This is a genomic window from Bradyrhizobium lablabi (assembly GCF_900141755.1).
Lineage (GTDB): Bacteria > Pseudomonadota > Alphaproteobacteria > Rhizobiales > Xanthobacteraceae > Bradyrhizobium > Bradyrhizobium lablabi_A.
Genome location: NZ_LT670844.1, coordinates 3207881 through 3222847 on the forward strand (window position 1 = coordinate 3207881; position 14967 = coordinate 3222847).

11 protein-coding genes and 1 pseudogene are annotated in these 14967 nt (G+C 61.6%); 3 read left to right on the plus strand and 9 right to left on the minus strand.

Going from position 1 to position 14967, the window contains the following annotated elements; all coding sequences use genetic code 11:
• Positions 1–125: 125 nt before the first annotated feature.
• From B5526_RS14865 to B5526_RS14890, 6 genes are all read right to left on the minus strand, one after another.
• Positions 126–1325, minus strand: a complete 1200-nt coding sequence (locus B5526_RS14865; RefSeq protein ID WP_079539076.1) for an ABC transporter substrate-binding protein — start codon at positions 1323–1325, stop codon at positions 126–128.
• A gap of 80 nt (positions 1326–1405) precedes the next feature.
• On the minus strand, positions 1406–3244 hold the full coding sequence (locus tag B5526_RS14870; RefSeq protein ID WP_079539078.1) for an AMP-dependent synthetase/ligase: 1839 nt from the start codon (positions 3242–3244) through the stop codon (positions 1406–1408).
• A gap of 92 nt (positions 3245–3336) precedes the next feature.
• Entirely contained in the window at positions 3337–4116 is a 780-nt protein-coding gene (locus tag B5526_RS14875) for an ABC transporter ATP-binding protein (RefSeq protein WP_079539080.1), read from the minus strand.
• An 11-nt stretch (positions 4117–4127) separates the two neighbouring features.
• The gene (locus B5526_RS14880) at positions 4128–4886 is read right to left on the minus strand and encodes an ABC transporter ATP-binding protein (protein WP_079539081.1); all 759 of its coding nucleotides are present in this window, start codon (positions 4884–4886) and stop codon (positions 4128–4130) included.
• A complete protein-coding gene (locus B5526_RS14885) occupies positions 4883–6034 on the minus strand; it encodes a branched-chain amino acid ABC transporter permease (protein WP_079539083.1) in 1152 nt (383 codons plus the stop codon). The genes B5526_RS14880 and B5526_RS14885 overlap by 4 nt, the downstream gene beginning before the upstream one ends.
• Before the next feature lie 105 nt (positions 6035–6139).
• Complete coding sequence (locus B5526_RS14890) at positions 6140–7015, minus strand: branched-chain amino acid ABC transporter permease (protein ID WP_079545010.1); 876 nt, start codon at positions 7013–7015, stop codon at positions 6140–6142.
• A gap of 308 nt (positions 7016–7323) precedes the next feature.
• On the opposite strand from B5526_RS14890, the gene B5526_RS14895 reads away from it, so the two are divergent.
• The 3 genes from B5526_RS14895 (at position 7324) to B5526_RS14905 (ending at position 11780) form a co-directional block, all read left to right on the plus strand.
• A complete protein-coding gene (locus B5526_RS14895; RefSeq protein ID WP_079539085.1) occupies positions 7324–8076 on the plus strand; it encodes an ABC transporter ATP-binding protein in 753 nt (250 codons plus the stop codon).
• A complete protein-coding gene (locus B5526_RS14900) occupies positions 8073–9599 on the plus strand; it encodes a permease (RefSeq protein WP_079539086.1) in 1527 nt (508 codons plus the stop codon). Before B5526_RS14895 ends, B5526_RS14900 begins: the two co-directional genes overlap by 4 nt.
• Before the next feature lie 105 nt (positions 9600–9704).
• Complete coding sequence (locus tag B5526_RS14905; protein WP_079539088.1) at positions 9705–11780, plus strand: phospholipase D-like domain-containing protein; 2076 nt, start codon at positions 9705–9707, stop codon at positions 11778–11780.
• 63 nt (positions 11781–11843) lie between these two features.
• Here the strand turns inward: B5526_RS14905 and B5526_RS14910 are convergent.
• The 3 genes and pseudogenes from B5526_RS14910 to B5526_RS14920 all read right to left on the minus strand — a co-directional run bounded on the left by B5526_RS14910 (position 11844) and on the right by B5526_RS14920 (position 14885).
• Positions 11844–12874: pseudogene (locus B5526_RS14910) on the minus strand (L-idonate 5-dehydrogenase).
• Positions 12875–12907: 33 nt separating this feature from the next.
• A complete protein-coding gene (locus B5526_RS14915; RefSeq protein ID WP_079539089.1) occupies positions 12908–13675 on the minus strand; it encodes an SDR family oxidoreductase in 768 nt (255 codons plus the stop codon).
• A gap of 10 nt (positions 13676–13685) precedes the next feature.
• Entirely contained in the window at positions 13686–14885 is a 1200-nt protein-coding gene (locus tag B5526_RS14920; protein WP_079539091.1) for a mandelate racemase/muconate lactonizing enzyme family protein, read from the minus strand.
• Positions 14886–14967 lie beyond the last annotated feature (82 nt).

Below are 14967 nucleotides of genomic sequence, written 5' to 3' on the forward strand. Positions count from 1 at the left end.
CCGAAGGACGGCGTCGCTTCCGCTCGCCTATGCCCGGCCATCCACGTCCTTCTCGCTGATGCGCCGTCAAGACGTGGATGCCCGGGACAAGCCCGGGCATGACGAGTTGTATGGTCGGCAACCCCTCAGAACATCAGATTGTCCTTCACCAGCACCCAGCGGCCGTTCTTGACCTGCTGGACCTGTGTGATCGTATTGGCCAGGTGATCGGTCTTGGAGAATTTTGTCGGCGGTGAACTAAAAATATCGAGGAACTTGTCGCCGGACTCCAGCGCGTCCAGCACCTTCTGGCCGGTCAAATCCTTGCCGGCCTTGTTGACGTAAAACGCAAAGGTCTCGACCGCATTGTAGCCGATGATGGCCTGGGTGTTGGCGTCGGTGCCGAACATCTTCTTGTAGTTGGCGAGCCAATCCTTGACCTTGCCCTTGGCGGTGTCCTCGTAGGGAATTTCAAAGCCCGACGCCGCGTAGAGCCCTTCCACCGCGTCCTTGCCCAAGGTCGGCACTTCCAGCACGTTGGTCGGCGTGGCGCCGAGGAAGGTGACGTCCCATCCGAGCTTTTTGGCTTCGCTCATCGCGCCAATGGTCTCGCGGATCACGGTGCCGAGCACGACCAGATCGCAGCCGTCGGATTTCATTTTTGCCACCTGCGCGCTGAAGTCCGACGCACCGCGCTTGTAGCTCGTGACGGAGGCCGGCACGACCTTCATCGCGTCGAGCTGCTGGGTAAATCCGTCGAGCACGTTTTTGCCGTACTCATCGTCCTGATGCATGATGCAGGGCTTTTTGAAATTCTTCGCCTCCATCAAGTATTTCAGCGCCGCGCGCGTGCTCTCGACATACGGCAACAGGTTGTTGAACTTCAATCTCTCCTGCGGTTTTGACGGGTCGAACTTGAAGGTGAATTCGGCGGCCGTCAGCGGAAACAGCTGCAGCACGCCGGCGTCGAACAGGATGTCCTGCGCGGCAAGCACGGTCGGCGAACCCATCGGGCCGATCATGGCAAATATCTTGTCGCGCTCGACCATCTTCTGCGATGCCAGCACCGCCTTCTTCGGATCGTAGCTATTGTCCTCGAGGATCATCTTGAGCTTGCGGCCATTGATGCCGCCGGCCGCGTTGATTTCCTCCACCGCCATCTTCATGCCGTTGGAAACCGGAACACCCCACACCTTGATCGGGCCGGACAAATCCTGATGGGTGCCGATCACGATCTCGCTTGCCGAGATGCCTTCATTGGTGACCTTGGTCTGGGCTGCGGCCGGCAGATGGGACAGCGCAAGCGCGCCTACCGCAAGGCCCAGCGCCTTGAACGATTTCGACATTTCAAGTCTCCTCTCCTTAGGCCCGTGTTGAGCGAAGGGTGGGCCTCTGGTCCTTCGCCGTTTTTCAAACTTCGTAAGCCTCACGCCACCGCGCGTTCGCCATACATGGCGTCGATCTCGATGGCATAGCGCTTGTTCACGTAATTCCGCTTCAGCTTCATGGTCGGCGTCAGTTCCTCGTCCTCGGGCGTCAGCTGGCGCTCGATCAGGAAGAATTTCTTGATGGTTTCGACGCGGGCGAAATTGGCGTTCACCGCCTCGATCTCGCGCAGGATCAAATCCTGGACTTCGGCGGCCCGGCACAGGCTCGCGTAGTTGGTGAAGGGGATGTCGTGGTCCTGCGCGAATTTTTCGACGTTCTCTTGATCGATCATGACCAGGCAAGTCAGATAAGGCCGCTTGTCGCCGATCACGACGGCGTCGGATATGTAGGGCGAGAATTTGAGCTGGTTCTCGATCTCGGACGGCGTGATGTTCTTCCCGCCTGAGGTGATGATGATGTCCTTCATCCGGTCGGTGATCTTGACAAAACCTTCGTTATCCAGCGAGCCGACGTCGCCGGTATGCAGCCAGCCTCTGCTGTCGATGGTCTCGGCAGTTTTTTCGGGCTGGTTGAGATAACCCATGAACAGGAAGTCGCCCTTGATCAGGATTTCGCCCTGCGGCGAGATTCCGACCTCGCCCCATGGCACGGCCTTGCCGACCGAGCCGAGTTTGATGCGGTCCGACGGCATCAAGGTCGCGACGCCGCAATTTTCGGTCTGGCCATAGACCTCGCGCATGTCGATGCCGAGCGCGAGATACCAGCGGATCAGTTCCGGCGCGATCGGGGCAGCACCCGTGAAGGCGATGCGGCAGCGGTCGAGCCCGAGCATGCGCCGGATGTTGCGGAACACCAGCCAATAGGCGGCACGGTTGGCGAGACGCAGCGACAGCGAGGGCGCCTCGCCCTCCAGCCTACAATCGGTCATGCGATAGCCGATCGCCAGCGCCTGGCGGTACATCCAGTTCTGGAACGCCGTCGCATCCTTCAGCGCGATCGTAACGCCCGAGTAAAACTTCTCCCAGATCCGCGGCACCGCCAGGAACGCGGTCGGCTGTACTTCGCGCAGATTGTCCGGCACGGTTTCCGGGCTCTCCGCAAAGTTCATCACCGATCCCAGCGCGAGTGAAGTGTAATAGCCGCCGACGCGTTCCGCGACATGGCAGAGCGGCAGGAACACCAGGCGCTCTTCGGCGTCGGTTGCGGGAATGAAATCGCTGGCGTGGCGCATCTGATGCGTCACGCTGCGGTTGGAATGCATCGCGCCCTTGGACGGACCTGTCGTACCCGAGGTATAAACGAGAATGGCGAGGTCGCCGCTTCCGCGGCTTGCGATCATCTCGTCCCACAGCGGCTCGCGGCCCACCATGTGATTGCTGCCGAGCGCCATGAATTCGGCGAGCGACATCACCATCGGGTCGGAAAAGCCGCTTAAGCCTTCCATGTCGAACACGACGATTTTTTGCAAGGTCGGGCAGCGCGCGCGGCAGGCGAGAATCTTGTCGAGCTGCTCCTCGTCCTCGGCGAAGATCACTTTTGTGCGGGAGTCGTTGACGAGGTATTCCACCTGCGTCGCGGAATCGGTCGGATAGATGCCGGATGAGACGCCGCCGGCGCACAGGATGCCGATATCGGCGAACACCCATTCCGGCACGGCGTTGGCCATGATCGAGGCGACGTCACCCGGGCGAAAGCCGATCGCGTGCAGGCCGTAGGCAATTTCCCTGGAGATCTGCAGCCATTGCCGCCAGCTGGTCGGTTGCCAGATACCGAACTTCTTCTGGCGGATCGCCGGCCGCTCGCCGCGCGTCTCCGCCGCGAGCACAAGGCTCTTCGCGATCGTGTCGGCGACCGTCAGCACTGCCGGTCCGGCCATGCTCAATCCCTCCCTCTCCTCGCCCGCCCCGGATGCCGGCTTGACAGCCGGTCTTTTTCCGAAGCAGGCCCCTATTTAACGCCAACTCCTTTTCAACGCCAAGTTTTCTTCTTTTTCCAGCGCCGTTCGCCCCGGGCGCCTTCTTCCTTGGCGCCAAGGTAGAATTCCTGAATGTCCTTGGAATGCATCAGCCGCTCACAAGTGTCGTTCATGACCACCCGGCCGATCTCCAGCACATAGCCATAATGCGCCGTCTCCAGCGCGACCTTGGCGTTCTGCTCAACCAGGAGGATCGACATGCCCTGCTCTTCATTGACCCGGCGGATGATCGTGAAAATCTCTCTTACCAGGATCGGCGATAGCCCAAGCGAGGGTTCGTCCAGCAGCAACAGCGTCGGCCGATTCATCAAGGCGCGCCCGATCGCGAGCATCTGCTGCTCGCCGCCCGAGAGCTGGCCTGCCGGCTGGTTGAGCCGCTCCTTCAGCCGCGGGAAATATCCGTAAACCCGCTCCAGGTCGTCGGCGACCGCCTCGCGATCCCGGCGTGGATAGGCGCCCATCATCAGGTTCTCGCGGACCGAGAGGAACGGAAACACCTCGCGCCCCTCCGGCACATGGCTCAAGCCTAGCCGCACGATCTTGTCGGCCTCCATGCGCTGGATCGGCTTGCCCAGAAATTCGATCGAGCCTTTCTGCGGGTCGAGAATGCCGGAAATGGTTTTCAGCACCGTGGTCTTGCCGGCGCCGTTGGCGCCGAGCAGGGTGACGATCTGCCCGCGCGGGACTTCGAGGCTGATGCCCCTGATCGCCATGATCGGCCCGTAATAGCTCTCGATGTTGCTGAGTTTTAGGATGATGTCCGGCGCGCTCATGGCATCATCCTCTAGGCGCCGAGATAGGCGGCGACGACGTCGGGATGACGCTGCACCTCGGCCGGCGATCCCATCGCCAGCACCCGGCCGTAGTTCAGCGCGATGACGCGGTCGGACACGCGGTTCACCAACGTCATGTCGTGCTCGACCATCAGCACGGTGACCCCGAGTTCACTCTTCATGTCGCGGATCCAGAACGACATGTCGTCGGTTTCCTCGACGTTCAGTCCCGATGATGGCTCATCCAGCAGGATAAGCTTTGGCTCGGTGCAGAGCGCGCGGGCCAATTCGATCACCTTGCGCACGCCGTAAGGCAATCCCGAAATCAGCTTGTCGCGGTAGGGCTCCAGATCGAGGAATTCGATCACCTGCTCGACGCGGCGGCGATGGATTTTTTCGTTGGAGCGGACGCTCGGCAGAAACAAGACCTCCTGCCATAATTGCGTGGTGGAATGACGGTGCCGCCCGACCAGGAGATTACTGAGCACGCTCGCATTCTCGAACAGTTCGATGTTCTGGAAGGTGCGGGCGATGCCGAGCTTTGCAATGCCGAACGCCGGCGCCTCGGTGATGTCCTGGTCCTCAAAATAAATCCGGCCCGAGGTCGGGTTATAGATTCGCGAGATCAGGTTGAAGATCGAGCTTTTGCCGGCGCCGTTGGGGCCGATGATCGAGAGTATCTCGCCCTTCTCGACGGCAAAACTGACGGCGTCGACCGCTTTCAGGCCGCCGAAATGCAACGAGAGATTTTCAGCGCGGAAATAGCTCATCGGTTCCGCTCCGACTTCACATAGATCTTCTGCCGCTTGAAGGTGGCGCGCTTGTAAAGCGGGAATAGCTGGAAAAACAGCTTGATCTTCAGCCAGCGTCCGTAAAGGCCGAGCGGCTCGAACAGCACGAACAGCACGATGATCACGCCATAGATCGCGCCTTTCAGGCCGTTAGCGGAAGCAAACGCCGCGACGCTGTCCTGGATATGCGCGGCGCGCGCGCTGCCCGCGCCAAGTGCCGCGGCAACGCCGGCGACCATGCCGGGGACATCGTCCTTCAGATACGTCAGGAACGGATCGATCATGACGATGAAGATCGCCCCGAGCACCGCGCCGTGCAGGCTGAAGGCACCGCCGATCAGTATCACGATGATGAATTCGATCGAAAGCTGGAGGGTAAACATTTCCGGGCTGATAAAGGAGAGCTTGTGAGCGAACAGCACACCGGCAAAACCGGTAATAGCCGCGCTGATCGCAAAGGATTTAACCTTGTAGAGCGCGACGTTGATGCCCATGCTTCGCGCCGCCGTCTCGCTGTCGCGGATCGCGACAAAGGCGCGCCCCGTGGGCGAGCGCAACAAATTTAGCGTGCCGACGATGGCGAGGATCAGCACGCCGAGACAGAGGAAATAAAACGCAGGGCTGTCGCGCGGCACCGTCGTGCCGAGCATCTGGATGGTCTTGACCCGCATGCCCTCATTGCCATTGGTCACGCTTTCCCACCGCGCCAGGATTTCCTCGACAATCAGGGCGAAGGAAATCGTCGCGATCACGAGGTAGATGCCCTGCAGCCGCAGCGCCGGGAATCCGACCAGCGCGCCGATAATCCCGGTCAACAACCCGGCGGCGAGAAAATAGACCGGGAATGGCACGTTGAATTGCTGCAGATAGGCCGCCGTATAGGCGCCGATCGCAAGAAACGCCGCGTGGCCCAGCGAGGCCTGCCCGGTAAAGCCGGTGAGGATCATCAGTCCGACGCCGACGGTGGCGTAGATGCAGACGAACACCAATTGGCTCATGATGTAGCTACTGAGAACGAATGGCGCGATCGCCAGAAGCGCAAGTAGCGCGCCGTAAGATAAGGCGTATCCCGAATGCGGAAACAGCCTGATGTCGTCTTCATAATCGGTCTTGAACATGAAGCGCATGGCTGAACCCTAGATCATGATCCGATCGAATCGGATCATGATCTCTCCTCTTTGTTTGAGCATGATCTTCTCGGAAAACCGGTTCCCACTTTTCCGGATCATGCTCTAGACTTTCTTGCGCATGCGCAGGCCGAACAGGCCTTCGGGCTTGAGCAGCAACACCGTCAGAAGCACGACATAGGGCGCGACGTCCTTCCATCCTTCCGCCAGATAGAAGCCGGCCATGCTCTCGATCACGCCAATCAAAACGCCACCGACCACCGCGCCGGGGATCGACCCAAAACCGCCGAGCACGGCGGCTGGAAACGCCTTCAGCCCCAGCACCAGGCCGACATTGGAATGAATGAAGGTGATCGGCGCCAATAATACGCCGGCGCAGGTCGCGACCGCGGCGCTGATCGCCCACACGATCGACACCACGCGCTTGACCGGGATGCCCATGTAATAGGCCGCAAGCATGTTCTCCGAACTGGCGCGCATCGCGGTGCCGAGCGTTGTCCGGTTGAAGAACAGATAGAGCAGCGCGCACAGGATAATGGTCGCCGCGATCACCGAGAGCTTGTCATAGGCCAGCACCAGCGAGCCGATCCGCAGCACGCCCTGGCTGAACGGGGTTTCGATCTTGAAATCGTCGGTACCCCAGATCATGCCGACCACCGAGCGCAGGAAATAGCCGAGCCCGATGGTTGCCATGATGATCGAGAATTGCGGATAGCCGAGGATCGGCCGCACCACCAGCCGTTCGGCCAGCATGCCGAACAGCGCCATCGCCGCGACGGCTGCGGCAAAGCCGATCCAGTAATTGAGGCCGAGCAGGCCGATGAAGGTAAAGGCGAAAAACCCGCCCAGCATCATCAAATCGCCTTGCGCGAAATTGACGACCTCGGTGGCCTTATAGACAAGGACAAAGCCGAGCGCGATCAGGCCGTAGACGCAGCCGAGCGCAACGCCACTCACCAGCTGCTGAACGAAGTCCAGCATCGCCGACATCCCTCCCCGATGCGCCGGCGATTCTATCGATCACCTCTGGCGCATCTTGTGTCCAAGCGCTGCCCGGCGTCGCCTGCCGAACAGCCTGCACATTGTCCGTTCTCATTGAGCCCAAAGCGCCGATCCCTGTCAACAAAGCGCTGGTTGCCGCGTTAGACGCCGATTGCATGCAAATGCCGCGACCTTGGGCCGGTTTCGCGCATTGGCGGGATTTGCGGGCTTCCGTTCACCGCGCCGAAATATCTTGGGTCCATGGTGCCCACCGACATGCAACCCACTGGATTATCCGGACATCCATCATGAAGCCGCAAGATTCCGCGCTGGAAGTGCGAGGGTTAACGAAGCGTTTTGACCGCCTGGCGGTCGACGCGCTCGATCTCACGGTGCGATCGGGCGAGTTTTATGCCCTGGTCGGGCCGAACGGCGCCGGCAAGACCACGACCTTGCGGATGGTCGCCGGGCTGTCGCGGCCCGATGCCGGTTCAGTCGCGGTATTCGGCATCGACGCGCTGGAAAATCCGGTCGCGGCCAAGCAGGTGGTGGCATGGGTCTCCGACGAGCCGATGATTTATGACAAGCTGACGCCGCTGGAATATCTCGAATTCGTCGCCGGTCTTTGGGGCGTCGATCCCGCGGTCTCGGAGCCATCAGCGCATCGTCTGCTCGGCTCGCTCGGCCTGGAGCCGCATCTTACCGAAAGGTGCGAAGGCTTTTCCAAGGGCATGCGCCAGAAGGTTGCGCTGGCCGGCGCCCTGGTGCACGACCCCCGCCTGATCATCCTCGACGAACCCTTGACCGGGCTCGACGCCGTGTCGGCGCGTCACGTCAAGGGACTATTGGGCGACCGCGTCCGCGCCGGCTGCACCGTGATCATGACCACGCATATTCTCGAAGTCGCCGAACGCATGGCCGACCGCATCGGCGTCATCGCCGCGGGCCGGTTGGTCGCGGAGGGGACGCTCGCTGAGCTGCGCCAGCAGAACGGGCACCACGATACCAGCCTCGAAGACCTCTTTATCACCCTGGTCAATCCCGAGGCCGCTGCCGCATGAGCTCGGCCACCGCCCTCACCTGGTTCGCCCGGCACGAAATCCGCCTGGCATGGCGCGAATGGCTCGCGATGATGACGGGCGGCCGACGCGGGCGAAAGCGCCGCGCCGTGATCGGCCTGATCGCGTTTGCCGCGATCATGCATCTGCCGGCCTATGCCGTGGTCGGCCGCTTCGCCGATCTGAAGGCGCCGCTCGACAAATCCACCCTGATCGTCATGTCAGCGTCCATCTTCCTGGCCTGGGCCCTGATGCTGTCGCAGGCGATCGAATCGGTGACGCGAGTGTTTTATGCGCGCGCCGATCTCGATCTGATCATGTCCTCGCCGGTGCGGCTCAACAACGTGTTCTCCGTCCGGATCGCCGCGATCGCCTTGACGGTGATTGCGATGGCGCTGCTGTTGTCGACGCCGTTCGTCGACGTCCTCGTGATCGGCGGCGGCATCCGCTGGTTTTCTGCCTATGGCGTCGTCGTCGCGATCGGCCTGTCGGCCGCGGCGGTTGCGATCGCGGTCACGATTTTGCTGTTCCGGTTGATCGGCCCGAGCCGGACCCGGCTGGTGGCGCAAATTCTCGCCGCCATCATCGGCGCCGGTTTTGTCATTGCGCTGCAGGTCGCCGCGATCCTGTCTTACGGCACGCTGTCGCGGTTCGCGGTATTGACCTCGGACGCCGCAGCCGCCTTCGCGCCTGATGTCGACAGCATGCTCTGGTGGCCGGCGCGCGCGGCGCTCGGCGACGGCGAAGCGCTGCTGTTGCTGTTGGCCGGCGGCCTGGTGCTGCTCGGCACGGTGATGGCGATGTTCTCGGCGAGGTTCGCCGACACCGCGGTGCGCGTTTCCGCGAGTACCGCACCAGGACATCAAGCGTCCCGCGCCAAAGCGTTCCGCGCGGGCTCGCGGCAACAGGCGCTGCGGCGGAAGGAATTTTGGCTGCTGCGCCGCGATCCCTGGCTGGCGTCGCAGACCCTGATGCAGCTGTTGTATCTGGTGCCGCCGGCGCTGTTATTGTGGCGAAATTTTTCCGACAGCTCCGCCGCCATCGTGCTGATTACGCCGGTCATCGTGATGGCCGCGGGCCAGCTCGCGGGCGGCCTCGCCTGGCTGACGATTTCAGGCGAAGACGCCGCCGATCTGGTCGCGACCGCACCGCTGCCGCCCTCGCGCGTGATCCGCGCCAAGATCGAGGTGGTGCTGATGGTGATCGGCGCCATCTTCGCGCCATTGGTTTTGCCGCTGGCATTTCTCTCGCCGCTGCAGGCCGCCATCACCGCGCTCGGCGTCATGCTCGCGGCGGGATCCGCCACCGCGATCCAGCTCTGGTTCCGCGTCCAGGCCAAGCGCAGCCAGTTCCGCCGCCGCCAGACCTCATCGCGGCTGGCGACTTTTTCCGAAGCGTTTTCCTCGATCGGATGGGCCGCGACCGCAGCCCTTGCGCTGGCGATCCCGATCGCCGCTGTCATTACCGGATTGATGACGCTGGGCATCGTCGCGGCAACGTGGAAGATCAGCCCGCGGCGGGAGTAGCGCGGTTCGCCGAAGAACCGCAAAAATTGAGTGGCTGGTCCTCGACAATTCCAGGTAATCATTCATAATTGCAACCAAGGCGTCACAAACGTTTGGGGAGCAACCATGCGCGTTTCGCAAAGTAACGATCATCTCCGGGTAAAGGCGATAGCGGGTACCCATGTCGTGCTGATGGCGCTCGACATGGACGAGACAGAGCGCGCGGGCTTGCACGGTTTCGCCATTAAGCGCGGCCAAAGCGGCCAGCCGCAGACCTGGCTGCGAGGAATCAAATATTTCAAGGACCTGGTGCCGACGCCGGACCCTCGTGCCGACTATTCATCGCGCGATCAGCCATTCCAGACATTCCTGTGGTCTGACTACGGGGCGAGCCCTGGCACGCAATACGATTTCACCATCGTTGCGCTCTATGGCGACCTTCACGCCATGGAAGGACGCCACACGCTGACCTTCTCGATCAAGACCGAACAGGAATACGACGCCAACGGCCAGGGCGTCTGGTTCAATCGCGGCGCCATCGCCAGTCACGCTTTCGCAACGAAATTCAACAACAAGGCGCTGACCAGCGAGATGACGGATAACGTCAGTGATGACGGCAAACTGCTCGATCCCGAAACGCAGTGGCTGTCGCGCGGTCTCGCGGAAGCCTGCCTGCAATACATCAACGGCGCGAAGCGGGGCGAAGGACTGCGCGTTTGCGCCTACGAGTTCACCTATCAGCCGATACTGCTTGCGCTGAAGCGCGCGCATGATCGCGGCGTCGACGTTCAGATCGTCTTTCACGACACCAAGAAAGACAAGGATGCGAACCGTGCGGCCATCACCAAAGCTAACCTTCCGGCATCGATTGTTCATCCGCGCACGCGGACGGCGATTCCACACAACAAGTTCATTGTGAAGCTGGTCGACGGCAAGCCGCAGCAGGTGTGGACCGGATCGACCAATTTCACCGACACCGGGTTCTATGGCCAGACCAATGTGGGGCAGATCGTTGCCAACGCCGCGTTGGCGAACGCCTATCTGGATTACTGGACGGAATTGAAGGGGGATCCGGTCCACAGCCAGGCGCTGAAAAACGCGATCGGCCTCACACCGAACCCGCCGAATGCGATCTCGAAGTCGTCCGTTGTCCCATTCTTTTCGCCGCGCATCGCAGACAACATGCTCGACTGGTACGGTCAGCGCATCATTGACACTGCGACACTGGCGATGATGACCATTCCTTTCAACGTCGCGACCACGATTCTCGCGGGCCTCGGCAAGACCGGGAACGCCATGCGCCTGGTCATTCTCGAGGACGTTCCAACCAAGGAGGTCAGCGACGCCGAAGCCCGCAACAAGGGAAAGCTGGCGTTTTCGAACGGCGCTATCCTCGGCAAGTCCTTCATCAAATACAAGGCGGGCGGCGCGAAGGTGACGCCGATCCCGAACTCGGGCCTGGACGATTGGTTCATCAGCGAGGAGTTGGATCGCCCAACCAATTCGGGTCACGTTTTCTTCGTCCACGCCAAGATCCTGCTGATCGATCCCTTGTCGGACGATCCTCTGGTCTGCTCCGGCTCGGCGAATTTTTCGACCAATTCACTGACCAGCAACGATGAGAACATGCTGCTGATCCGCGGCGACACGCGCGTGGCAGATATCTACATGACCGAGCTCGATCGCATCTTCCGGCATTTCCGCGCGCGCGACATCATCAACAGCGAGGCGGCCGCGGGTCAAAAGGAGGACTGGCTACTGCTCGACCCCACCGACGGCTGGATCGGGGCGAACTTCAAGGACGGAAGCTACAAGAACAATCGCCGATTGCTGTTCTTCCCGGCCGGAACGCCCGCCAAGGCTTGGAGCGTTGCGGCGGCCGGCGACCCCAATCCGTTCGGCGATGAGGCAGCGCGCGCGGTGAAGGTTCGCGCCGACAAGAACGCCAAGGCTAGGGCGCGAAAGGCCGGCGGGGCCGGCAGCAAATCGACAGCCGCACCGAAAAAGAAGGCCGCTGCCTCGAAGAAGAAAGCCGCCGTGAAGAAGGCGAAAACGCCCGCGAAGACCGCAAAGAAAAAGAAGAAGGCCGCCAAGAAAAACAAAACTTCGAAAAAGACAGCCAAGAAGAAGGCCGGAAAGCGTACCGCGTCAAAAAAGACGGCTTCGAAGGCAAAAAAGAGCTCAACGGCGAAGAAGCGGTGAGGGCGCTGGCCCTTGATCAGCTTATTGCCGCAGCTGTGAGTATGCCAGCGCGGACGCGCCGCCTCAAAACGTCAGCTGCACCTTCATCGATTTCGATCGGTCGCTGGCAAGCTCAAAAGCCTCGATCGCCGATGCGAACGGCAGCGATGCGGTGATCAGCGGTTTTACATGGATCAGGCCTTCGCCCATCAAACGCAGCGCGAGCTCGAATTCCGGATCGAAACGGAACGTGCCGCGCAATTGCAATTCCTTTGTCACGATCGTGTTCACCGGCAAGGTCATCTCACCGCCGAGCCCGAGCTGCACGATGATGGCGCCGGGGCGCAAGAGATCGAGCGCGGAGCGCAGCGCCACCTGATTGCCGGACGCTTCGAACAAGATATCGAACACACCCTTGCCCGCCCGATACGGATCGAGCGCGGCGGCTTCCGTCGCGCTGTTGACGGTACGGCTCGCGCCGAGTTTTTGGGCGACCGAAAGCGGCGCGTCGGCGATGTCGGTCACGACGATTTCCGCGGCACCGCCATAGCGCGCCACACGACCATCAGCGCGCCGATCGGACCGCAGCCGGTCACAAGAACGCGCTTGCCGAGCAGCGGACCGGCCTGCTTGCCGGCGTGGAGGCAAACCGCAAGCGGCTCGGCCATCGCGGCTTCGCCGAGCGAGAGCTGATCTGCGATCGGGATCGCCTGCGACGCATCGACCGTGACGTGCTCGCGAAAGCCGCCCTGCACGTGGGGCATGCGCATGGCGCTGCCCATGAAGCGCATGTCGAGGCATTGATTGCGCATGCCCTCGCGGCAATGGAGGCAGATGCCGCAAGGTTGGCTCGGATTAACGGCCACCCGCATGCCGGGCTTAAGATGCGACACGCCGGTGCCGACCGCTGCGATGGTGCCTGAAATTTCGTGCCCGAGCGCCATCGGCTCCCGGATTCGGACCGTGCCGAATCCGCCGTGATGGTAATAATGCAAGTCTGAACCGCAGATGCCGCCGGCTCCGATCTTGACACGCACTTCGCCCGCCGCCGGTGCCGGATCGGGAACGCTGTCGATCCGCAGGTCCTTTGGGGCATGGATGACGACGGCTCGCATGGGCATGATCTCCCGTGGTTTTCGTCCGCGAGTCTACATCGCAGCCAGCATGCCACCGTCGACATAGATGATCTGGCCGTTGACATAGTCGGAGGCGCTCGAGGCCAGGAACACCGCCGCGCCGACCAGTTCGTCGGGACGTCCCCAGCGTTTCGACGGGATACGCGACATCAGCCAGTTGTTAAAATCCGGGTTTTTCACCAGTGCCTCATTCATGTCGGTCAGCATGTAGCCGGGCCCGATGGCATTGGCCTGGATGCCGCTCGCCGCCCATTCGACCGCCATCGAACGCGTCAGGTTCTTGATGCCGCCTTTGGCCGCGGTATAGGGCGCGATCGTCGGCCGCGCCAATTCGCTCGCCAGCGATCCGATGTTGACGATCTTGCCGCGCTTGCGCGGGATCATCCGTTTCGCCGCTTCGCGGCCGATGATGAAGGCGCTGGTGAGGTTTGTCTCCACCACCTTGCGCCATTCCGCCGAACTCAACTCGACCAGCGGCTTGCGCAGCTGGATGCCGGCATTGTTGATCAGGATGTCGATCGCGGTTCCGGCCGCGTCAAAGCCTGCAAAAGCATCGACGACGGCAGGCTCATCGGTCACATCGAAGGCCACACCGTCCGCCGCGTGTCCGGCGGCGCGCATCTCGGCCACGGCGGTTTCGACGCGCGCGGGATCGACGCCGTTGACGATGGTCCGCGCGCCCGCTTTCGCCAGCCCTTCGACGATGGCGCGGCCGAGTCCGCGCGAGGAACCGGTCACCAAGGCGGTGCGGCCGGAGAGATCGAACAACGCCTGCGACATCGCAATACCCTTAGATGTTGGTGCGGCGCACGGTCAGATCGGAACGCGCAAAGACCGCCGGCTTCAGGTCGGTGCAAAGGCCCTCCCCCTGCATCGGATAGACGTAGCCGTTCTTGATCACCGGCACCTCGGTGACGAGCTCGTTATACCAGCCCCTGTAGAAGGCGCGCACGGATTCCTGGATCAGCGTGTTCGGCTGGCTGAACGACATGTGCACCGCGGCAGCGAAACCGACAGGGCCGATGCAATCATGCGGCGCAAAGGGCCGATGATAGGTTTCGGCCATGGCGGCGATCTTCCGGCCTTCGGTCAACCCGCCGGTCCAGCACAAATCCACCATCACGACATGCATTGCATCGCGATCCAGCATGTCCTTGTAGGGATAGCGTGAACCGAGCGTTTCGCTGGCGCAGACCCAGACATCCGTCGAACGCGCGTATTCCGCCAGCGCCTGCGGCGAGTTCATGCGGATCGGGTCTTCGTACCAGGTCGGCTTGTAAGGTTCGAGCGCGCGCGCGATCTGTTTTGCCGTGGGCAGATTCCATAGCGAATGGAACTCGACCATGATCTCCATTCGGTCGCCGACGGCTTTTCGGATTTTCTCGAACGGTTCGATCGCCTTCTTCATCTGTTCCGCGCTGATGAACAGGCCCTGATTCTCCTGTGCCGGCGGATCGAACGGCCAGATCTTCATGGCGGTGATGCCGCTTTCCAACAGGCTTTCGGCGAGCGCGTCGGCGCGGTTCATAAAACCGTCGAGGTCTTCGTACGGACCTTCGCCCTCACCCAGGCTCCAGTTCGACACCGGTTTGATGTTGGTGGAGCGAACGTATTTATAACCCGCGCAGGTGTTGTAGATGCGCTGCTTGTCGCGGCACAAACCGCCGAGCATCTGATGCACCGGCTGGTGGCAGGCCTTGCCGAACAGGTCCCACAGCGCGATGTCGATCGCGGAAGCGGCACGATATTCGACACCGGTTGAAGATTGCGCCATCGGCAGATTGAGCATGTCGCGATGGATCGCTTCGATATGTAGGGGATCGCGGCCGAGCAGGCGGCTGGCAAAGGTGTCGTGGATCTGTGCCTCGACGGCGCCGGCGCCGTAGAAGGTTTCGCCGAGCCCGATCAGGCCGGCATCGGTATGCACGCGGACCCACAAGACATTGGCGAACTCCTCCGTGCGCAGGGTCTCGATCGCTGTGATCTTCACGAGCCGGCATCCTCCCATCAATGTTGGCCCTCGCCCGACCAGTGGCCGTCACGGGCTCTTATTCGTTGCAGCAGCGGCCCGT

Excerpts from the sequence above, each read along its gene's own strand:
- B5526_RS14865 (WP_079539076.1), bottom strand. The coding sequence starts at position 1,325 with ATGTCGAAATCGTTCAAGGCGCTGGGCCTTGCGGTAGGCGCGCTTGCG.
- B5526_RS14885 (WP_079539083.1), bottom strand. The coding sequence starts at position 6,034 with ATGCGCTTCATGTTCAAGACCGATTATGAAGACGACATCAGGCTGTTT.
- B5526_RS14880 (WP_079539081.1), bottom strand. The coding sequence starts at position 4,886 with ATGAGCTATTTCCGCGCTGAAAATCTCTCGTTGCATTTCGGCGGCCTG.
- B5526_RS14895 (WP_079539085.1), top strand. The coding sequence starts at position 7,324 with ATGAAGCCGCAAGATTCCGCGCTGGAAGTGCGAGGGTTAACGAAGCGT.
- B5526_RS14890 (WP_079545010.1), bottom strand. The coding sequence starts at position 7,015 with ATGCTGGACTTCGTTCAGCAGCTGGTGAGTGGCGTTGCGCTCGGCTGC.
- B5526_RS14900 (WP_079539086.1), top strand. The coding sequence starts at position 8,073 with ATGAGCTCGGCCACCGCCCTCACCTGGTTCGCCCGGCACGAAATCCGC.
- B5526_RS14870 (WP_079539078.1), bottom strand. The coding sequence starts at position 3,244 with ATGGCCGGACCGGCAGTGCTGACGGTCGCCGACACGATCGCGAAGAGC.
- B5526_RS14875 (WP_079539080.1), bottom strand. The coding sequence starts at position 4,116 with ATGAGCGCGCCGGACATCATCCTAAAACTCAGCAACATCGAGAGCTAT.
- B5526_RS14915 (WP_079539089.1), bottom strand. The coding sequence starts at position 13,675 with ATGTCGCAGGCGTTGTTCGATCTCTCCGGCCGCACCGCCTTGGTGACC.
- B5526_RS14905 (WP_079539088.1), top strand. The coding sequence starts at position 9,705 with ATGCGCGTTTCGCAAAGTAACGATCATCTCCGGGTAAAGGCGATAGCG.